Source organism: Streptomyces sp. S6 (genome assembly GCF_054880855.1).
Map to the genome: position 1 here is coordinate 1 of NZ_JBTYMC010000009.1, position 19,141 is coordinate 19,141.

General features: G+C 71.4%; 18 protein-coding genes. 11 read left to right on the forward strand and 7 right to left on the reverse strand.

The annotated features are described in order from the left end of the window. Positions 1–658, reverse strand: a 658-nt coding sequence (locus tag ACVNF4_RS02445; protein ID WP_461800950.1) for an IclR family transcriptional regulator, incomplete at its 3' end; no start/stop codon positions are given. A gap of 186 nt (positions 659–844) precedes the next feature. Here ACVNF4_RS02445 and ACVNF4_RS02450 point away from each other — a divergent pair. Further along, positions 845–1,690, forward strand: coding sequence for a helix-turn-helix transcriptional regulator (locus ACVNF4_RS02450; RefSeq protein WP_461800951.1), 846 nt, complete (start codon positions 845–847; stop codon positions 1,688–1,690). A 45-nt stretch (positions 1,691–1,735) separates the two neighbouring features. Here the strand turns inward: ACVNF4_RS02450 and ACVNF4_RS02455 are convergent, their stop codons facing one another. Together ACVNF4_RS02455 and ACVNF4_RS02460 are read right to left on the reverse strand one after the other, a co-directional pair. After that, complete coding sequence (locus ACVNF4_RS02455) at positions 1,736–2,446, reverse strand: TetR/AcrR family transcriptional regulator (protein WP_461800952.1); 711 nt, start codon at positions 2,444–2,446, stop codon at positions 1,736–1,738. Positions 2,447–2,525: 79 nt separating this feature from the next. Beyond that, a complete protein-coding gene (locus ACVNF4_RS02460; RefSeq protein ID WP_461800953.1) occupies positions 2,526–3,146 on the reverse strand; it encodes a MerR family transcriptional regulator in 621 nt (206 codons plus the stop codon). A gap of 87 nt (positions 3,147–3,233) precedes the next feature. On the opposite strand from ACVNF4_RS02460, the gene ACVNF4_RS02465 reads away from it, so the two are divergent. The 3 genes from ACVNF4_RS02465 to ACVNF4_RS02475 all read left to right on the forward strand — a co-directional run bounded on the left by ACVNF4_RS02465 (position 3,234) and on the right by ACVNF4_RS02475 (position 6,580). Then, positions 3,234–3,629 (forward strand): DUF3291 domain-containing protein, encoded by a 396-nt coding sequence (locus ACVNF4_RS02465; protein ID WP_461800954.1) that lies wholly within the window; start codon positions 3,234–3,236, stop codon positions 3,627–3,629. Continuing rightward, positions 3,626–5,032 carry an MFS transporter gene (locus tag ACVNF4_RS02470; protein ID WP_461800955.1) on the forward strand — a complete coding sequence of 469 codons (1,407 nt, stop codon included), beginning with the start codon at positions 3,626–3,628 and terminating at the stop codon, positions 5,030–5,032. Before ACVNF4_RS02465 ends, ACVNF4_RS02470 begins: the two co-directional genes overlap by 4 nt. Positions 5,033–5,134: 102 nt before the next feature. Further along, positions 5,135–6,580: a glyceraldehyde-3-phosphate dehydrogenase gene (locus tag ACVNF4_RS02475; RefSeq protein WP_461800956.1), complete on the forward strand. Its 1,446-nt coding sequence runs from the start codon at positions 5,135–5,137 to the stop codon at positions 6,578–6,580. Here ACVNF4_RS02475 and ACVNF4_RS02480 read toward each other — a convergent pair. Then, on the reverse strand, positions 6,577–7,095 hold the full coding sequence (locus tag ACVNF4_RS02480) for an NUDIX hydrolase (RefSeq protein WP_461800957.1): 519 nt from the start codon (positions 7,093–7,095) through the stop codon (positions 6,577–6,579). The two genes, ACVNF4_RS02475 and ACVNF4_RS02480, sit on opposite strands and share 4 nt — an antisense overlap. Before the next feature lie 190 nt (positions 7,096–7,285). Between ACVNF4_RS02480 and ACVNF4_RS02485 the strand changes: the two genes are divergently transcribed. From ACVNF4_RS02485 to ACVNF4_RS02495, 3 genes are all read left to right on the forward strand, one after another. Beyond that, positions 7,286–8,785 carry an ABC transporter substrate-binding protein gene (locus ACVNF4_RS02485; protein WP_461800958.1) on the forward strand — a complete coding sequence of 500 codons (1,500 nt, stop codon included), beginning with the start codon at positions 7,286–7,288 and terminating at the stop codon, positions 8,783–8,785. Then, positions 8,782–10,470: an ABC transporter permease subunit gene (locus ACVNF4_RS02490; protein ID WP_461800959.1), complete on the forward strand. Its 1,689-nt coding sequence runs from the start codon at positions 8,782–8,784 to the stop codon at positions 10,468–10,470. Before ACVNF4_RS02485 ends, ACVNF4_RS02490 begins: the two co-directional genes overlap by 4 nt. A gap of 262 nt (positions 10,471–10,732) precedes the next feature. Next, positions 10,733–11,557, forward strand: a complete 825-nt coding sequence (locus tag ACVNF4_RS02495) for an SAM-dependent methyltransferase (RefSeq protein ID WP_461800960.1) — start codon at positions 10,733–10,735, stop codon at positions 11,555–11,557. A 65-nt stretch (positions 11,558–11,622) separates the two neighbouring features. On the opposite strand, the gene ACVNF4_RS02500 is transcribed toward ACVNF4_RS02495, so the two are convergent. From ACVNF4_RS02500 to ACVNF4_RS02510, 3 genes are read right to left on the reverse strand one after another with little or no spacing between them, the layout of a single operon-like run. Beyond that, entirely contained in the window at positions 11,623–12,807 is a 1,185-nt protein-coding gene (locus ACVNF4_RS02500; RefSeq protein WP_461800961.1) for an RCC1 domain-containing protein, read from the reverse strand. Next, the gene (locus tag ACVNF4_RS02505) at positions 12,797–13,924 is read right to left on the reverse strand and encodes an RCC1 domain-containing protein (protein ID WP_461800962.1); all 1,128 of its coding nucleotides are present in this window, start codon (positions 13,922–13,924) and stop codon (positions 12,797–12,799) included. Before ACVNF4_RS02505 ends, ACVNF4_RS02500 begins: the two co-directional genes overlap by 11 nt. Continuing rightward, positions 13,914–15,104, reverse strand: a complete 1,191-nt coding sequence (locus ACVNF4_RS02510; RefSeq protein ID WP_461800963.1) for an RCC1-like domain-containing protein — start codon at positions 15,102–15,104, stop codon at positions 13,914–13,916. Before ACVNF4_RS02510 ends, ACVNF4_RS02505 begins: the two co-directional genes overlap by 11 nt. Positions 15,105–15,374: 270 nt before the next feature. Here ACVNF4_RS02510 and ACVNF4_RS02515 point away from each other — a divergent pair, with 270 nt between their 5' ends. From ACVNF4_RS02515 to ACVNF4_RS02530, 4 genes are all read left to right on the forward strand, one after another. Next, entirely contained in the window at positions 15,375–15,851 is a 477-nt protein-coding gene (locus ACVNF4_RS02515) for a hypothetical protein (protein ID WP_461800964.1), read from the forward strand. Positions 15,852–15,886: 35 nt separating this feature from the next. Further along, positions 15,887–16,723 (forward strand): hypothetical protein, encoded by an 837-nt coding sequence (locus tag ACVNF4_RS02520; protein ID WP_461800965.1) that lies wholly within the window; start codon positions 15,887–15,889, stop codon positions 16,721–16,723. A gap of 15 nt (positions 16,724–16,738) precedes the next feature. Next, a complete protein-coding gene (locus ACVNF4_RS02525; protein WP_461800966.1) occupies positions 16,739–18,076 on the forward strand; it encodes a carbohydrate binding domain-containing protein in 1,338 nt (445 codons plus the stop codon). Between the two features lie 196 nt (positions 18,077–18,272). Next, positions 18,273–19,121: a polysaccharide deacetylase family protein gene (locus ACVNF4_RS02530; RefSeq protein WP_461800967.1), complete on the forward strand. Its 849-nt coding sequence runs from the start codon at positions 18,273–18,275 to the stop codon at positions 19,119–19,121. Positions 19,122–19,141: the final 20 nt, after the last annotated feature.

Consider the following 19,141-nt stretch of genomic DNA (forward strand, 5'->3'; position numbering starts at 1 on the left):
CGGCGACGACGCTCCCGCGCGCGTCGCGGACGGGCGCGGCGTGGCTGCTGCGGCCCGCCACGAACGTGCCGTGCAGGATCGCCTGCCCTTCCCTGCGCACCTTCACGAGGCTGCCGTGCAGCTCGCCGATGTCGGTGACGGTGGCCGGGGTGTACGCGCGCAGGGGTGGCGCCAGGGCCTCTTGGAGGGCGGTCTCGCCCGCGTGGGCGAGCAGGACCAGGCCGACGGCGGTGGCGTGCAGCGGCAGCCGGCGGCGTTCGCCGCTGCCGTGGGCCGCGGGGTGGTTCTCGCCGCCGGCGAAGACCAGGCAGACGCTCTCGCGGCCGTCGCGGACGGCGATCGTGGCGCAGGTCGAGGTCCGCCGGTGGAGCGCGGCCAGGTGGGGCTGGGCGGCCTCGGCGAAGTGGGAGGCGCGCGGGGCGAGGGAGGCGGTCTCCCACAGGCGCAGGCCGATGCTGTAGCCGCCGTCTGCGGAGCGTTCCAGGGCGCCCCAGGCGTGGAGTTTGTGCACGATCCGGAAAGCCGTGGCGACGGGCAGCCCGCAGCGGCGGCTGATGTCGCTGAGGGACAGCGAACGGTTGTCCGTGTCGAAGGCGGCGAGAACGCTCAGCGCCCTGTCGACGACCGAACGCTCCGGGGAGGAATGGGGAGTGGTCATCCCGTTCAGATTTCCTTTCACCTTCACGACAAGGGTGTTCAGGGCGATGCATGCGGGGAACCGGAAGCGACATTCCGACGTCGGACGACCACGTCTATGATTGAACCCTCAAGCGCAAGGAGAAAGGTCGATTCCGGAACGCCCATGGTCGATTTCGCATCGCTAGCGATCCCCGTCGTCCCTTTCGTGGGTACCTGTCGGCCCGGACTCGGTCTGGCGCTCACCTCGCTGAGCGTGTTGCGCACGTTGGGGTCGCCCGAGTTCTTCGCCTCCGCGCACCGGCTGGACTTCCACAAGATCCTGCTGGTCACGGAAGGCACGGGGCACTATTCGATCGACTCCGACCGGTTCACGGTCGGCCCGGGAACACTGCTGTGGACGCGCCCCAACCAGGTGATCCACTACAGCCCGGGGCCCGACATGGACGCGACGATCATCATGTTCACGGAGTCGTTCCCGCTCCAGATGAGCGCGCGGATGGGCATGCTCGACGACGTCCTGAGGCCTTCGCACTGGCGGTTGCGGGACACCGAACTCGCCGCATTCCGCCGGGTGCTGGGCGTTCTGGAGGAGGAGTTCCAGCGCCCTAACCAGGGCAACGGCGAGGAACTGCTCCAGCACCTGCTGGCCGTCGTCCTGCTGCACATCGACCAGATGTGCCGGCTGCGCCACAAGGAATCCGTCGCTGTCAGCGGTGAGAACGGCGAACTGTTCCTGCGCTTCCGGCAGGAGCTGGACCGCTCGTACCGGGCGACCCGGCTGGTGGAGGACTACGCGCAGGCGCTGAACTGCTCCACGCGCGCGTTGTCGCGGGCGTGCCGCGCGGTCGCGGGGACGACGACGAAGGACGTGATCGACGCCCGGGTCGCCCTGGAGGCGCGCAGGCTGCTGGTCCACACCGATCTTCCGGTCGGCGCGATCGCACGGCAGCTGGGATTCTCCGAGGTGACCAACTTCGGCAAGTTTTTCGTGCGCCGCGTGAATATGACTCCGGGCGCCTTCAGGCGCGAGTCGGGACATCTGCGCCCGTGACCCCGGATTTCTTTTCCCCTCTCCGGAAGAACGCGCGTTCCGGATTCACCGGCGCCGCTGCTCCTCGGGCGACAGCCCCACCTGGCGTGCCAGGGCCCGCGCGCCCTGGGCGAAGAGTGCCTCGCGGTCGTCGATCACCCGGTTGAACTGACCGAGGACCTCGAAGCTGACGAGGCCGAAGAGCTGGGCCCAGGCCGCCGCGGCGGCGGTGACGGCGGAGGCGGGGAGGGTGCGGCCGGCGAGGACGGCGTGGACGTCGGGGCTGAGGACGGCGGCGTCGCTCTCGGCGGGTGTGACGGTCAGGGTGCCCGCGCGGTGCGCCCTGTCGAGAATGTCGAGGAGGACCAGGGCGACGCGGGAGGCGGGGGCGACGGTGTCGCGGGGGGCGTCGTAGCCGGGGACGGGGGAGCCGTAGATCAGGGCGTACTCGTGGGGGTGGGCCAGGGCCCAGGCGCGGACCGCCTCGCAGGTGGACAGCCAGACCTGCCACGCGGGCGCGTCACCGGCCGCCTCGTACGCCGACTCGGCGGCCCGGCCGATCGCGTCGTAGGCGTCGACGATGAGCGCCGTCAGCAGGTCGTCCCGGCTGGGGTAGTAGCGGTAGAGGGCCGAGGAGACCATCCCCAGGTCGCGGGCGACGGCGCGCAGGGAGAGGCGGCCGGGGCCTTCGGTGGCGAGGTGCTCGCGGGCCTGCTCCTTGATGGTCCGGGCGACCTCCGCGCGGGCTCGCTCCTTGGCTCCTTGGATGACGTCCATACCGAGCAGTCTGCCAGGGCCCGAAGCGGTGACCAAGACGGAGAGCGACGCTCTCGCTCCGGGGTGCGACCGGTGCGGCTCAGGTGTTCCGGCGGGCCGACTCGTTCTGCTGGGCGAGGCGCCTGAGGGAGAGGAGGGCGGGTTCGAGGAGGAAGGCGAGCAGGAGGGCGCGTTCAGCGGTCTCCAGCGGGTCGTCCAGGCCGTCGAGCTGGTCCATGTCCACGACCGCGGTGCGCTCCGCGAGGCGGGCGTAGGACAGGAGGGCGCCGTGGTCGACGGGGGCGCCGAGAGAGCGCAGCGAGACGAGGGTCTCGGCGAGGGTGGCGCGCGCGGGGGCGCCCGCGTGCACGTCCCAGCCGAGTTCGGCGATGAGGGCGTCGACTTCGGCGGCCCCCTCGGGCTCGGCCTGCTGCTCGGGTTCCCCGGTGAGGCTGATCGCGCCGAGGGCGAGGCCGAGCAGGACGTGCGGTTCGCCGGCGTGCTCGCCGACGGCGTCGATGACCTGGCGTGCGGTGCTGACGGGCAGGCCGCGCACGCCGGTGAGGGCGCGGATCAGGCGGAGCCGGCGCAGGTGCGTCTCGTCGTACTCGGCCTGGGTCGCGGAGGTCTGGCGGCCGGGCGGGAGGAGGCCCTCGCGCAGGTAGTACTTGATCGTCGTGACGGAGACGCCGCTGCGGCGGCTCAGCTCGGACATGCGCATCGGTCCGGGGCTCCCTTGCCTTTCACCATTAGATACCTCTACTGTCTAACATAGATAGTGCAGGTATCTAATTTCGAGGAGTCCGCCGTGCCCCTGCCCCCTCTCCACTGGTCCGCCCCCGCCCCGCCCGACACCGAGGCCCACCTCATGGCCTCCCGCTTCGAGGTCCGCACCCTCACCGACGCCCTCCGCTTCCTGCTCAGGACCCCCGCGATCTGGAAGCACGTCAAGAACGCCCCCGGCGCGTACGGCGCCTCCCTGATAGCCGACCCCCTCAAGCGCACCTTCTGGACCCTGTCGTCCTGGGAGAGCGAAAAGGCGCTCCACGCGTACGCGCGCGCCGAACCGCACCGGTCGGTGATGACCGCACTGCGGCCGACGATGAAGTCGGCCACGTTCGTCCACTGGACGGCCTCTCCGGCCCTGGACCGGGCGGACGCCGAGCACCGGATCGCCGAGAAGCAGAGGGAGGACGCGTCGTGACGCTCACCGCCACCACCGAGGCACCCCGCACGGAAGGCCGCCGCGTCCCCCTGTGGCTGGCGATCGTCGCGGCGAGCGTGCCGATGTTCATGGTCGCCCTGGACAACCTGGTCGTCTCCACGGCCCTGCACACCCTCGCCGTCGACCTCAAGGCGAGCACGCAGGAGCTCCAGTGGTTCGTCAACGCGTACGTCCTCGGTTTCGCCTGCCTGCTGATGACCGGCGCCGCGCTGGGCGACCGGTTCGGGCGGCGGCGGGTGTTCGTCGCCGGGATCGCGCTGTTCACGCTGGCCTCGGTGGGGTGCGGACTCGCGGGCGGCAGCGGGCAGTTGATCGCGTTCCGGGCCGTCCAGGGGTTCGGGGCGGCGGCGGTGATGCCGTTGTCGCTGACCCTGCTGGCGCAGGCGGTGCCGGACCGGCTGCGGGGGCCGGCGCTCGGGGTGTGGTCCGGGGTGAGCGGGCTCGCCGTCGCGATGGGGCCGGTCGTCGGCGGGGCCGTCGTCGAGGGGCTGGACTGGCGGTGGATCTTCTGGGTCAACGTGCCGGTGTGCGTCGTCGCGATCCCGCTGGTGTACGCGGCGCTGCGTGAGAGCAGGCTGCCGGGGACCCGGCTCGACCTGGGCGGGATGGTGCTCGCGGCGGCCGGGCTGTGCGCGCTGGTGTGGGGGATCGTGCACGGGGAGCCGGACGGCTGGACGTCGGTGACGGTGCTGGGGGCGTTCGCGGCGGGTGCCGTCCTGCTGGCGGCGTTCGTCGCCTGGGAGGCGCGGGCGCCGCAGCCGATGCTGCCGCTGTCGTTCTACCGGGTGCGGGCGTTCACGCTGACCAACGTCGTCTCGGCGGCGATGTACTTCGGGGTGTTCGGCTCGCTCTTCCTGCTCGCGCAGTATCTCCAGATCGCGCCGCCGCGCACGCCGCTGGAGGCGGGGGTGCGGACGCTGCCGTGGACGCTGATGCCGATGGTGGTGGCGCCGGTCGCGGGGCTGCTCACCGACCGGGTCGGCGGCGGGCGGCTGATGGCGCTCGGGCTGTTCCTGCAAGGGGTGGGGCTCGGCTGGATCGACCTCGTCGCCGGGACGGACACACCGTACTCGGCGCTCGTGGGGCCGATGGTGGTGGCCGGGACGGGGATGGGGCTGGTGTTCGCGCCGACGGCGGCCGTGGTACTGGGGTCGGTGGAGAAGGAGTTCGCGGGGAAGGCGTCGGGGGCCAACAGCACGGTCCGGGAGGTGGGGGGCGCGCTCGGGATCGCCGTCCTCGGCACGGTGTTCGTGGCGTACGGGGACACCGGGAGTGCGCGGGGGTTCGTGGACGGGCTGAGGCCGGCGGTGTGGGTGGGGGTCGCGGTGGTGTTCGCGGGGGCGGTCTGCGCGCTCGGGATTCCCAGGAACCGGAAGCCGTGACCCCGGCGCCGGAAGCCATGGACCCCACGTTCTGCTCATATGAACACCGGGTTACCATATGAGCACCGCAGATGAGCGCCGTCTAGCTCGAAAGAGAGCCCTGTGACTGTCAACGAGGACTCGTTCACCAACTGGATGAACCGCGAGGAGACCGCGGAGTCGATGATCCCGGTCATCGGGAAGCTGCACCGTGAGCGGGACGTGACCGTCCTCGTGCACAGCCGCTCCCTGGTGAACAAGTCGGTCGTCAGCATCCTGAAGACCCACCGGTTCGCCCGGCAGATCGCGGGCGAGGAGCTGTCGGTCACCGAGACCATGCCGTTCCTCCAGGCGCTCACCACGCTCGACCTCGGCCCCTCGCAGATCGACCTCGGACTGCTGGCGGAGACCTACCGCACCGACGGACGCGGCCTGAGCGTCGAGGAGTTCACGGCCGACGCGGTGGCCGGGGCGACCGGCGCCAACAAGATCGAGCGCGGCGTCGGCCGGGACGTCGTCCTGTACGGCTTCGGCCGCATCGGACGCCTCGTCGCCCGGCTCCTGATCGAGAAGTCCGGCTCCGGCAACGGCCTCAGGCTCCGCGCGATCGTCGTGCGCGGCGGCGGCGACGGCGACCTCGTCAAGCGGGCCTCGCTGCTGCGCCGGGACTCGATCCACGGCCAGTTCCACGGCACGATCACCGTCGACGAGGCGGCCGGCACGATCACCGCCAACGGCAACGAGATCAAGGTCGTCTACGCGAACGACCCGTCCGAGATCGACTACACCGCGTACGGCATCTCGAACGCGATCCTCATCGACAACACCGGCAAGTGGCGCGACCGCGAGGGCCTGAGCGAACACCTGCGGCCCGGCATCGACAAGGTGCTGCTGACCGCGCCCGGCAAGGGCGACGTCCCGAACATCGTGCACGGCGTCAACCACCACACGATCAAGCCGGACGAGCGGATCCTGTCCTGCGCGTCCTGCACGACGAACGCGATCGTGCCGCCGCTGAAGGCGATGGACGACGCGTTCGGGGTGGAGCGCGGGCACGTCGAGACGGTCCACTCCTTCACCAACGACCAGAACCTGCTGGACAACTTCCACAAGTCCGAGCGCCGGGGCCGCTCCGCGCCGCTCAACATGGTCATCACCGAGACGGGCGCCGCGTCCGCCGTCGCGAAGGCGCTGCCCGACCTGAAGGCGAGGATCACCGGCAGCTCGATCCGGGTGCCCGTCCCGGACGTCTCCATCGCGATCCTCAACCTCCAGCTGGCCCGCGAGACGACCCGCGAGGAGGTCCACGACTACCTCCGCGAGGTGTCCCTGACCTCCCCGCTGCGCCGCCAGATCGACTTCACGACCGCGCCGGACGCCGTCTCCAGCGACTTCATCGGCTCCCGGCACGCCTCGATCGTCGACGCGGGCGCGCTGAAGGTGGAGGGCGACAACGCGATCCTCTACCTCTGGTACGACAACGAGTTCGGGTACTCCTGCCAGGTCGTGCGGGTCGTCCAGCACGTCTCCGGGGTGGAGTACCCGACGTTCCCGGCGACGGCGCTCTAGACCGGGGCCCCTTCCCGCAGGCACAGGGTCGCGCCGGTCGCCGCCGCCTCGTACAGCGCCCGCAGGGTCCGCAGGTGGGACGGGGTGAGCAGGCCGTCGAGGTCGGCGAGGTGGTGGAAGGCGTACCGGTCGTGCTCCTCGCTGAGGCGGACGGCCGCGCCCGGGGCCAGCGTCCCGCCGTGGAAGTAGCAGTCCAGGACGGGGCCGGTGCCCTGGACGTCCGCGCGGTGGTCGATGCCGATCAGGCGCGGTCCGCCGGGGAGGGCGAGGCCCGCCTCCTCGCGCAGTTCGCGGCGGGCCGCCGTCCAGGGGTCCTCGCCGTGGTCGAGCATGCCGCCGGGGAGCCACCAGTCCCCGGCGGCGGGCTGGCCGGGCGCGTAGCGCAGGAGGAGGACGCGGCCCTCGCCGTCCAGGAGGAGGACGCAGGACGCCATCAGGGCCTGCGGCTGGGTCTTCACCCACTCCTCTCTGGGCAGCCACTCTCCCGGCATCTCGACGGTGACGGTCTCGTCCACGGCGGTTTCCTTCCTGCGCAGGGGGTCGGGTCGCTGTGACCAACGACCGAGTTCCGCGCGGGGGACGGTTTCCCGCACCCCGACTGTGGGATTGGTAAGGCTTGCCTTATAAGGTGTGATCGTCCCGGTGGCCGTGCAGGCACCTGTCCGTGCGCCGGGGCGCGTTCGTTCCCCGTACGACAGGACACCCATGCGCACCACCTCCTGCGGTCTGCTCGCGGCGCTCGCCCTGACCCCGCTGCTGGCCGGCTGTTTCTCCTCGGGCGGTCCGCAGTCCGCGCAAGGGTCCTCCGGAGACGGCCGGCTGCGCGTCGCCCTCGCGGTCCCCCCGGTGCAGGCGCTGTCGCCGTACAGCAACGACGCGACGGTCCTGAGCAAGCTCTCCGTGACCGAGGGCCTCACCTCCCTCGACAAGAACGGCGCCGCCGCACCCGCGCTGGCCACGTCCTGGAAGCAGGCGAACCCGACGACCTGGACGTTCGAGCTGCGCAAGGCGACCTTCCAGGACGGCACCCCGGTCACCGCCGAGTCGGTCGTGAACGCCATCGGCCACGCGAGCTCCGCCGCGAAGAAGCCGCGTGTCCTCAGCGACGTCACCCTGACGGCGAAGGCGGACGACGCCGACACCGTCACCCTCACCACGAAGACCCCCGACCCGGTCCTCCCCCTGCGCCTGGCGAGCCCCGCCCTCGGCATCCTCTCCGCGAAGGCGTACGGCGCGAACGGCTCGGTCACCCCGGTCGGCACCGGCACCGGCCCCTTCGCGATCACGAAGCTGACCGGCAAGACGAGCGCCACCCTCGACCGCTACGACGGCTACTGGGGCGGCAGGGCGAAGGCCCCCGGCATCGACGTCACCTGGATCGCCGACGGCACCGCCCGCGCGAACGCCCTGCGGAGCAAGGACGTCGACATCGCGGAGTGGATCCCGACCGCGCAGGCGAAGCTCCTCGACGCGAAGACCCGGCACGAGGTGCCGTCGGTGCGCACCGACAGCCTCGTCCTCAACACCCGCAGCGGCACGTTCGCCAACGCCGGTCTGCGCGCCGCCGCCCGTGCGGCCGTGGACGGTTCCGCGCTCGTCGGCTCGGTGTTCGGCGGGTACGCGGACGCCGCGCAGGGCCTGTTCGGGCCCGCTGTGCCGTGGGCGAAGGCCGACCGGGTCGCCGTGACGGGCCGGCCGGCCGCCGCGAAGGTCACGAAGGGGACGACCGTCCGGCTCGCCACCTACACCAACCGGGCCGAGCTGCCCGAGGCCGCGACCGTGCTCCAACAGCAGTTGGAGAAGGCCGGGTTCACGGTCGAGCAGGACGTCCGCGAGTACACGCAGATGGAGGCCGACCTGCTCGCCGGGAAGTACGACGCGCTCGTGTTCTCCCGGGTGACGCTCCTCGACACCGGGGACGCGGTCGCCTACCTCGCGAGCGACTTCACGAGCGACGGCGTGTACAACATCGCCGGGCTGAAGGACGCGAAGGTCGACCAGGCCATCAAGTCCGCCGCCGCGGAAGGGAACACGGACGCGCGGCACAAGAAGATCATGCAGGCGGAGGCGGAGATCCTGCGGACGGACGCCGTGCTGCCGCTGGTGCACGAGAAGGTCGTCCAGGGGATCGCGGCGAACGTCGAGGGCGTGGCGCTCGACCCGCGTGAGCGGTCTCTCGTCGACGTCGGTACGCACCTGAAGTGAGGCTGTCCCGCACGGCGTTCGGCCGTCTCCTGGCCGGCGCCGCCCTCCTCGCCGCCGTCACCTCGCTGCCCTGGCTCTCCGGAACCGACCCCGCGCTGACGGTCCTTCGCGCACGCTCGGGCGACCAGGACCCGACGCCGGGGCAGTTGGCCGCCGTCCGGGAACAACTCGGTCTTGACGAGGGGCCGTTCGCGCATCTCGTGCGGTGGCTCGGCGGGGACGCGGGGACGTCGTGGGTGTCCGGGGAGGCGGTGTGGCCGCAGGTCTCGGACGCGTTCGCGGTGTCGGCGACGATGATGCTGGGCGCGCTCGTCGTGACCGTGCTGGTGGCGGCGCTGGTGTGCGGGCCGGTCCTGTACCGGGGGCGCGCGGTGGGCGGGGTGACCGCCGCCGCGTTCGCCGCGCTGCCGAAGTTCCTGCTGGCCTCGCTGCTGGCGCTGGCCGGCGGGGTGTGGCTCGGGTGGTTCCCGTCCAGCGGGTGGGAGGGGCCGAAGTCGATGGTGCTGCCCGCGCTGGCGCTCGGGGTGCCGTCGGGGGCGATGATCGGGGGGCTGCTCCAGCAGGCGTTGCCGGGGGCGTTGCGGGAGCCGTGGGCGCGGACCGCCCGCGCGTTCGGGATGCCGCGGGGGTACCTCGTACGGAACGCGCTGCGGCGGGCGTTGCCCGGGGTGCTGCCGGGGCTGCTGCCGACCGTCGTGGGGCTGGTGGGCGGGTCCGTCGCCGTCGAGAAGACCTTCAACATCCCCGGGCTCGGGCGGCTCGCGCTGGACACGGCGCTGGCACAGGATCTGCCGCCGCTCCAGGCGGTGACGCTGGTGCTGGTCCTGCTGGGGGTCGGGGCCGGGCTGGTGATCCGGGGGGTGTGCCGGGTGCTGCTCGGGCCCGCGCTGCGGGACGGGGCGCTGCCCGCGCTGCCGGTGGTGGAGGTGCGGCCCCTCAGGGGGCTCGCGGTGGGGTGTGCGGTGGTGCTGGTGGCGATCGTCGTCGCCGGGCTGTCACGGGATCCCGCTCACGTGGACACCGCTGCGCGGTTGTTGGCGCCGTCTCTCGACCATCCCCTGGGGACCGACTCGTTGGGGCGGGACATGCTGGCGCGGCTCGGGCACGGGGCGGTGCGGACGGCTTCGGTGGCCGGCGTCGTGACGGCGGTGAGTGTGCTGGTGGGGCTGGTGCTGGGGGTTGCGGGGCGAGTGGGGGCGGGGGTGACGGAGGTCGCGTCGACGTTGCCCGCCGTGCTCGCCGGGCTGCTGACGACGGCCGTGACCGGGCCGTCGGTGTGGGGGGCGGGGCTCGCGGTGTGTCTGGTGGGGTGGGCGCCGTACGCCGCGCAGGCTTCGGCGCTGTTCGCGGAGGCACGGGCCGCGGGGCATGTGGTGGCGGCGCGGTCGTTGGGGGCGGGGGCGGGGCATCTGGTGTGGCGGCATCATCTGCCGGCTGTGGTGCCGGGGGTGGTGCGGCATGCGGTGCTGAGGCTGCCGACGACCGTGCTGGTGCTGGCGTCGCTCGGGTTTCTGGGGCTCGGGGAGCAGCCGCCCACGCCGGAGTGGGGGAGGTTGCTGTCGGAGAACCAGGCGTATCTGGAGTTGGCGCCGTGGACTGTGGTGGGGCCTGCGGGGGCGTTGGTGGTGCTGGCTGTGTTCGCGGTCTCGGTGGAGGGGTGGGCGAGACGGAGTGCGACGCCGTAGTGGTTGCTCGCGCCCGCGCGGCGGTATCGCAGGGGCTAGTACCGGCCGCATTGCGATTGCCGCGTGAAGGAGCCGTGAGGGCGCCCTGAACTGGTTAAACGCGCAACTATGTTCCGCGGGCGACCAGCCACAGACTCACCTTCATTGGCCAAAACCTTGCGTTCCGTGTTCACCGGCGGAGCCAACTGGCTTTCGGCCAAAGCGTGTTCGCCTAGGGTGGCGTTCTGATCAGCGTTGTTCACCATCCGCAGGAGGCTTTGCCGTGTCGGACACCCAGGACACCCACTCCCCCGCAACTCAGGCCCAGGAGGCGCGTGCGCGGATCGACACGTCCACGCCTCACTCCGCGCGGTTCTGGAACTACTTCGTCGGCGGCAAGGACAACTACGAGGTCGACCGGCAGATCGGTGACCACATCAAGGAGATCTTCCCCGGACTGGTGGACGTCGCGGTGACGAGCCGGCACTTCCTGGGCCGCGCGGTCACGCACCTCGTCACCGAGGTCGGCATCCGCCAGTTCCTCGACATCGGCACCGGTCTGCCGACCGCCGACAACACGCACGAGGTCGCGCAGCGCGCCGCCCCCGAGACGAAGATCGTGTACGTCGACAACGACCCGATCGTCCTCGCCCACGCCAACGCGCTGCTGACCAGCACGAAGGAAGGCAAGACGGCCTACCTGGACGCCGACATGTACGACCCGGCGGCGATCCTGGAGAAGGCGTCCGGCACGCTCGACCTCTCGCAGCCGGTCGCGCTGATGATCCTCAACACCCTCGGTCACGTCGGCGAGTACAAGCAGGCGCGTGACCTGGTCGCCCAGCTGATGGCCGGGCTGCCGTCCGGGAGCCACCTCGTCATCAGCGACTCGACGGCCACCAGCGAGGGCATGATCGCCGCGTCGAACGCGTACAACGAGAGCGGCGCCGTCCCCTACTACGTGCGCAGCGTCGAGGAGATCGGCGGGTTCTTCGACGGGCTCGAACTGCTGGAGCCGGGTGTCGTGCAGGTCACCGAGTGGCGGCCCACCGAGGACACGCGGCAGGTGTACGTGGACGCGTACGGGGCGGTCGGCCGCAAGGCGTGAACCGCCGTACGGCATAGGGACGTCGTGAGGCGGGGCCGGGTGATCCGGCCCCGCCTCCGCCGTGTTCAGTACGCGAAGCCCGACTTGCCGGCCTTCGCCGCCGTGACGTGCGTGATGCCGCTGCCCGGCGGGAGCGCCGTGGTCGTGGCCGGCGGGTTCACGAGGGTGCCGTCGCCGAGTTGGGCGGCGTCGTTCTTGCCCCAGCCGATGACGGAGCCGTCGTCGATCGCCGCGAGGGTGAAGTCGGGGCCGCCGGCGATCTCCTGGACGCCCTTGAGCATGTCGACGGGGACGGGTGAGGTGCGGTTGGCGGTGGTGCCGTCGGCCAGTTGCCTCGCGTCGTTCTTGCCCCAGGCGGCGACGCTGCCGTCGTCGAGGACCGCGAACGACGAGGAGTGCGTGGCGAAGATCCTGGCGACCCGGTCCAGGTAGGCGACGGTCACCGGCTTGTTGCTGTCGGCCTTCAGGTCGTCGCCCAACTGGCCGTCCGTGCCCTTCCCCCACGCCTTGACGACGCCGTCGGCGGTGAGCGCGAGGACGTGGTCGCAGCCGACGGCGATGGACTGGACGTCGGTGAGGTCGGGGACCTGGAGCGGGGTGAGGCGGTCGGTGTTGGCGCCGGTGCCGAGCCGGCCGTTGGTCCCCGCGCCCCAGGTCCACACCGTGCCGTCCTGGCGCAGGGCCACGCTGAAGTCGCAGCCCGCGCCGACGTCCTTGACCTGGTCGAGGCTCTGCACGGTGGCCGGCGTCTTGTACGGGGTGGTGGCGTCCTGGCCGGTGCCGAGCTGTTTCTTGTCGTTGTTGCCCCAGCCGAGGACCCGGCCGCCCTTGACGGCGAGGACGTGGTTCGAGCCCGCCGAGACGTCGCTGACGCCGGACAGCCCCGCGACCGTTCCCGGGAACGACTGGGCCGTCGTCGAGCCGTTGCCGAGCTGCCCCTTGTCGTTGGCACCCCAGCTCTTGACCGTGCCGTCGTTGAGGAGCGCGACCGTGAAGGCGTCCTTGGTGGCGCCGCCTCCGCCGGAGACCTTGCGGACGTCGTCGCGGGCGATCCCGCCGACGGCGGTGGGGGTCTGCTGGGCGAGGACACTGCCGTTGCCGAGCTGGCCCTGCGCGTTGTCGCCCCAGGCGCGGACCCAGGGGTCGGCGGGGCCGGCGGCGTGGGCGGGGGCGGCGGTGAGGGCTGCGGTCGCGGCGAGGGCCGCGAGGAGGAGGGGTCGCACGGTGCTGCCTTTCTGTTCAGTAGGCATAGCTGGTGTGTGAGGTGTCGGCCGCCACCCGGGTCGTACCGCTGCCCGCCGGCAGGGTGGTGACGGGGGTCGGGGAAGCCGTGGCGGTGCCGTCGCCGAGCTGGCCCTTGTCGTTGTCGCCCCAGGCGCGGACGGTGCCGTCGTCGAGGGCTGCGACGGTGTGGCCGTAACCGCCCGCCATGGAGGTCACGCCGGTCAGGCCGGGTACCGGTACCGGGGTGGTCCGGCTGACGGTCGACCCGTCGCCGAGCTGGCCCCGGCCGTTCCAGCCCCAGGCGCGGACGGTGCCGTCGTCGAGGACGGCGAAGCTGTGGTAGGCGCCGGAGTGGAGTGCGGCCACGCCGTCCGGGAGCCTGACGTCCACCGGGGTGCTGCTCAGCTGGGTGGAGTCGTTGCCGAGCTGGCCGTTGGTGTTGTAGCCCCACGCCTTGGCCCTGCCGTCGGCCGTGAGCGCGAGGCTGTGGTGGCAGCCGGCGGCGATGGCTGTGACGCCGCTCAGGTCCGGGACCCGGCGTGGGGTGGCCCGGTCGGTGAGGGTGCCGTCGCCGAGCTGGCCCGCGTGGTTGCGGCCCCAGCTCCACACGGTGCCGTCCTCGCGCAGGGCCAGGACATGGCCGCAGCCGGCCTCGACCCCCTTGACCCGGTTCAGGCTCTGGACGGGAGCGGGCAGGGGGTTCGTGCCGCCGATCGAGCCGTCGCCGAGCTGCCCATAGGTGTCGCTCCCCCAGGCCAGCAGTCTGCCGGCGCGGACCGCGAGGGCGAACCCGGATCCGGCGGCGACCCGCGAAGCCCGGTCGACGCCGGCCACGGCCGCCGCGTACGGCCTCGGCGTCGTCGTCCCGTCGCCGAGCTGACCGGTGGCGTTGGCACCCCAGGCGCGGACCGTTCCGTCGGTCAGGAGAGCCACCGCGTACGACGTGTCGCCGCCGCCACCCGCGCCCAGTTCCCGTACGTCGGCGCGGCGCAGCCCGGGGACGTCCGCCGGGGTCTGCCGGACGACCGTCGAGCCGCTGCCCGGCCCCCACGTCCGCACCCACGGGTCGCTCGGCTCGGCCTGCGCGGCGCCTCCCGCGAGGAGGACCAGCCCCGCCGCCAGCGCGGCGACCTCAGTACGCATACGTCGTGTTCCCCCCGAGCGACACCGCCACGTTCTTGATCGCGGAGCCCTCCTTGAGGATCTTCACGGAGTCGTAGCGGGAGACGGTCGTCCCGTTCCCGAGCTGGCCCTCGCTGTTGTTGCCCCAGGTGAAGACGTCGTCGGCGGTGACGGCGACCCCGTGCCGGGCGCCCGCGGCAAGGTGCTGGACGCCCTCCAGGCGGGGGATCTCGACGGGCGCCGTGCGGTTCGTGCGGGAGATGTTGTCGCCGTCGGCCTGGTCGCCCTCCAGGAGCTGGCCGTACTGGTTGTTGCCCCAGCCCCAGACGTGACTGTCGCTGGTCATCGCGTAGTTGTGGAAGGCGCCGGCCTCGATGTCGGAGACGTCCTCCAGCCAGTCGACGTCGACGGGCTCGACGGCGGACTTCGTGGAGGAGTTGCCGAGCTGGCCGTAGAGGTTGTAGCCCCAGGACTTGACGGTGTTGTCGGCGGTGATCGCGAGGGCGTGATAGCAGCCGGCGTCGATCTTGACGATGTCCGTGAGGCCCTTGACCTGGCGGGGAACGGCGCTGGTGGCCCGGTTGCCGGTGCCGAGCTGGCCGTGGATGCCCCGGCCCCATGCGTAGACCTTGCCGTTCTCCAGGAGGGCGAGGCTGAAGTCGCAGCCGGCGGAGATCTGCTTGACCTTGGGCATGCCCTGGACCCGGTCGGGGACGGTACGGCTGTCCCCAGTGCGGTTGTTGCCGAGCTGCCCGTAGGAGTTGTCGCCCCAGGAGTAGACCTGGCCGGACGTGTCGAGGGCGAGGGCGTGCTTGCCGCCCGCCGCGATGTCCTTGATGTTCGCCAGGCGCGGGACGGTCGTCGGGACGGTCTGGTTGGTGTTGCCGCCGTTGCCGAGCTGCCCGGAGGAGTTGTGGCCCCATGCCTTGACGGTGGTGTCGGTGCGGGCGAGGGCGAAGGAGTCGGCGGAGGAGGTGCCGCCGGCCGACATCTGGTCGACGTCGCCCCGGAAGAGGCTGGTCACGGAGGCCGGGGAGAGGCTGTCGGCGAGGGTGCCGTTGCCGAGCTGGCCGGTGCGGCCCGCCCCCCAGCTCAGGACGGTCGGGTTGCCCTCGTTGGCTCCGGCGGCGGGCGCGAGGGCCAGGACGGCGGCGGACGCGGCGAGGGCCGCGCACACCTTGAGGGACCTGCGTGGGGACATGGCTCTGCTCTCCTTCGCTTCGGGAGGTGGGCTCCACAGCAGCCTGACCGGAAACGATCAACGCCGCGATTCGAAATGTTCGAAACACCTGAATGACGGTCATCCGTTCGAGTTGCTCCGTGTGCGAATTCCGGACGGCGCGCGAAACAGCAGGTGAGCCAATGCGGTGAACCCGGATCAGGGCGTGTGTTCCGCCGGTTCTCCGTGCGCTTGTCCGATTAGCGTCTGACCCGCTTGTTCGAATCCCCCTCCTCGTCCCCGGGAGCCGTCATGCCCGCACACCGTTTCCTCTGCGCCTGCGCCCTCGCGCTCGCCGTCTGCACCGGCGCTCACATGTCCCCCGCGTACGCCGTCCCGGTCGCCGCCGCCTCCGAGTGCGCTCCCGACGACGAGCAGTGCAACGACGACGAGGCGTCGGCCCAGAAGATCGAGGACCAGCAGAAGAAGACCGAGGCCGACGCGGCGAACGCGCAGAAGCAGATCGACGCCGTCGGCAAGCAGCTCGACGCGTGCAAGCCCGGCTCCTCGGAGTGCATGGAGAAGCTCTCCGGGTCCGGCGCCGCCGAGAAGCAGGGGGTCGCGGACATGAAGGACACGATCTCCGGCTTCAAGACCGAGCCCGGGAACAACGCGTCGTCGACGTCGTCGACGGTCTGCTCCGACTTCGCGGCGACTCTCCCCGCCTCCGCCGATCCCGAGCAATCCCCGTTCCCCGCAGGCCAGTTGTGCTCACTGCTCGGTTCCTGAACCCCACCCTGTTCCGTGCTGTCAAGGAGAGTGCCGTGCGCCGTACCGCTCTGCTCGTCCCCGCTCTGCTGACCTCCCTCGCGCTCGCCGTGCCGGCCTCCGCCGCGCCGCTCCCGGAGGAGGACCCCGGTCCGCCGCCGGCCGCGCGTGCTGTGGGGCCGGACGGGAAGCCCGCGAAGGTGGAGGACGTCCTCAAGTACTGCGAGACGAAAAAGTCCGCCTGCTCCTTCAAGATCAACCGCCTGCTGGACCGGGAGTTCGCCACGGCCGTGCGGTCGCTCGGGAACTCGGTGGTCAACTGCACGCAGAGCGACATGAACGTCGACCGCGTGGTGACCCTGCGCACCAGCAGCACCGACAACATCGGCGGCGAGATCTCGGGGAAGGTCACCGCCGAGGGCACCGTCTCCGCGTCCGGCGAGGTCACCACCAACCTGTCCAACGACATCACCAGCAACCACAAGACGCCGAACCTCAAGGAGGGTCCGACCTCCGAGACCGGCACGAAGACCACCGTCGCCGGCGGCGCGAAACTCACGGCCTCGACGAGCGCGAAGCTCGCGTTCGAGGCCGCGTTCAAGGCGACCTACTCCAAGTCGTGGACGGTGGACGCCACCGAGCAGACGACGTACAGGACGACCGTGAAGCCGCACGACGTCCTGGTGTTCGGCGCGAGCGCCGCGATGCGCCGGGTGACCGGGAACCTGATCACCGACCTCGGCAGCAAGATCCTCGGCATCTCCGTCGACAGCCCCTCGATGGTCAACACGAGTTCCTTCGTCGCGCAGACCTACGCCGCACCGGCGAACGTGTGCCAGGGCACCCGGCCCACCGGGAACTCGGCGCCCGGCGGCAACAACGTCCAACCCTGAGCGAGGAGTTCTGCCATGCGTTTCCTCATCGCCCCCGCACTCGCGTCCCTCGTCCTGGCGGCCCCCGCGTTCGCGGCCCCCGCCGAACAGCCCGTCCCCGTCCTCAACGGCGACTTCGCCGAACCCGCGATGAAGGGGGACGGTCCGACGACCGTCGGCATCGACAACTGGACCGGCGCGAACCAGCGTTACTCCCCCACCGCGTCCGGCCGCACCGACAACTCCCACGGCGTCGCCCTCCAGAAGGACGGCAACACGCTCCAGCAGCGGCTGCGCGGCGTGCGGGCGGGGGCGCGGGTCACCGTGTCGTACGAGGACAGTCCCGCCGTGTCCAAGGAGTGCCTCCCGGCGGACGTCGCGGACGGGCAGCCGTACACCGTCGAGGCGACTGGCGGTGCCGTCACGGACGTCACGACGGCGAAGGACCCCGGCCGCGTCAAGGGGACGCCCGGGGGCGGGCGTTGGACCCAGCGGTCGTACAGCTTCACGGCGTCCGAGAACGAGCCGCTGCTCACCTTCACGTCCAAGGTCACCAACTCCAAGGCGCACATCACGTGTTCGCCGATGGTCGCCCGCGTGCGGGCCGTCGAGGTGCCGCCGGCCGTGGACCAGACCGTCGACCGCACATCCCTCGGCACCTCGGAGGCGTTCAAGGGCAACGACAAGGAGAAGTGGCTGCACAACGCGCTCGCCGCGTGCAACGGGGAGAACGCGTGCGAGTTCCGGCCCGACCGGCGCACGTCGTTCCGGTACTACGGCCAGGCCCGGGTGATCGGGGAGGCGTTCGTCAACTGCACCCGCAACACCCTTCAGCACACCCGGGTGTTGAGCTTCGCCGAGCGCAGCCACGACAGCGTCGCGCAGACGTACGCGGACGCCGGGCAGTCGCTGGAGGAGGTCGCCCGGCTGCCCACCTCCGGGGACCGGACGGAGGACGAGAAACGTCTCAAGTCCCGTCCGATGGCAGCCCAGTTCGCGCTCGCCTACGAGAAGGCGTGGCAGCGGCCGTGGCAGTGGTTCAGCAGCGATCAGCGCACGGTCGTCGAGCAGATCCAGCCCGGCGAGGTCAGTTGGGTGGAGTTGCAGCCGACGCGGGAGCGGGTGGAGGGGTGGTTCGTCAGCCGGAAGGACGACTACCGCCTCCACGCCGTCGTCGACGGCCCCTCCCGCGCCGTCCCGGACCGCCTCCTCCAGCGGACGGGGCCGATGACCGGCGCCGAGAAGCAGCGGTGCATGGCGGCTCGGCCGATGACGACGACTCCGGTGGGCGTCGACGCGCCCGCGTCGTCGTCGGACAAGGGGCTGACGGGGCCGTCGGCGCCCACGGCCGCAGGGGTGCGGCGGATCGGGTGAGGGGACTGGGGTGACGAGGGCGCGAGGCCGGGTGAGGCGGCCGGACGCCCTCTTGTCCCGCTCTCCCCCGTCGGCGAACACCCCTGGTCAGCACCTGTCCCCCGGCTGTGTCATCGTGTCCTCACGGAACCCCGCACCCCTGTTCGACATCACTACAGGTGAACGGGGACGGTGTACGGAACACGGGAGCGGCGCGATGCACTGGCGGATCAAGGGAGTGGCGGCGGCGTGTGCGCTTCTCGTCGCGGGGCTGGCGACGGGGTGCACGTCGGAGTCCTCGGCGACCTCCCGGCCCACGGCGTCGCCGTCCGGTTCCGGTTCCGCGTCGGGTGCGGCCCGCGCCGCGAACCCCCGGGCGGCCGTGGAGGCCGCCTACCGGAAGTGGGGGCTCAAGCCGCTCGCCGAGGCGCCCGCGCCGCCCGCGACGAAGCCGGTCGAGCTGAAGGCCGGCGGGCGGATACCGGTGCTCAGCGAGATACCCACCAAGGAGAAGATCGTCTTCCTGACGTTCGACGACGGCACCGAGCAGGACCCCCAATTCGTCAAGATGGTCCAGGAGTTGAAGCTCCCGATCACGATGTTCCTGACGAACGCGGCGATCCGGAACGACTACGGGTACTTCCAGAAGCTCCAGGCGCTCGGCAACCCCGTCGAGAACCACACGCTGACCCACCCGAACCTGCCCACGCTGAGCGGCGTCGCCCAGCAGCAGGAGATCTGCGGCCAGCAGACGAAGCTCAAGGAGCACTACGGCACCGCGCCGCGCCTGTTCCGCCCGCCCTACGGCAACTGGAACGAGGCCACCCGCACGGCCGCCGCGTCCTGCGGGCTCCAGGCGATCGTCCTGTGGCGCGAGTCGATGCAGATCCAGAACATGCAGTACCAGCTGCCGGGCAAGAAGCTGCGGCCCGGCGAGATCATCCTCGCCCACTTCCGGGGTCCGTCCGAGCTGAAGGGGCGGACGATCACGCAGATGACCGTGAACATGCTCCGGCACATCGAGGAGCAGGGGTACACGGTGGCCCGGCTGGAGGACTATCTCTGACCGGTGGCGGCGAGCGTGCA

Coding starts and splice junctions, on each gene's coding strand:
- ACVNF4_RS02455 (WP_461800952.1), bottom strand. CDS start 2,446: ATGGACGTCATCCAAGGAGCCAAGGAGCGAGCCCGCGCGGAGGTCGCC.
- ACVNF4_RS02460 (WP_461800953.1), bottom strand. CDS start 3,146: ATGCGCATGTCCGAGCTGAGCCGCCGCAGCGGCGTCTCCGTCACGACG.
- ACVNF4_RS02485 (WP_461800958.1), top strand. CDS start 7,286: ATGCGCACCACCTCCTGCGGTCTGCTCGCGGCGCTCGCCCTGACCCCG.
- ACVNF4_RS02500 (WP_461800961.1), bottom strand. CDS start 12,807: ATGCCTACTGAACAGAAAGGCAGCACCGTGCGACCCCTCCTCCTCGCG.
- ACVNF4_RS02505 (WP_461800962.1), bottom strand. CDS start 13,924: ATGCGTACTGAGGTCGCCGCGCTGGCGGCGGGGCTGGTCCTCCTCGCG.
- ACVNF4_RS02510 (WP_461800963.1), bottom strand. CDS start 15,104: ATGTCCCCACGCAGGTCCCTCAAGGTGTGCGCGGCCCTCGCCGCGTCC.
- ACVNF4_RS02515 (WP_461800964.1), top strand. CDS start 15,375: ATGCCCGCACACCGTTTCCTCTGCGCCTGCGCCCTCGCGCTCGCCGTC.
- ACVNF4_RS02525 (WP_461800966.1), top strand. CDS start 16,739: ATGCGTTTCCTCATCGCCCCCGCACTCGCGTCCCTCGTCCTGGCGGCC.
- ACVNF4_RS02530 (WP_461800967.1), top strand. CDS start 18,273: ATGCACTGGCGGATCAAGGGAGTGGCGGCGGCGTGTGCGCTTCTCGTC.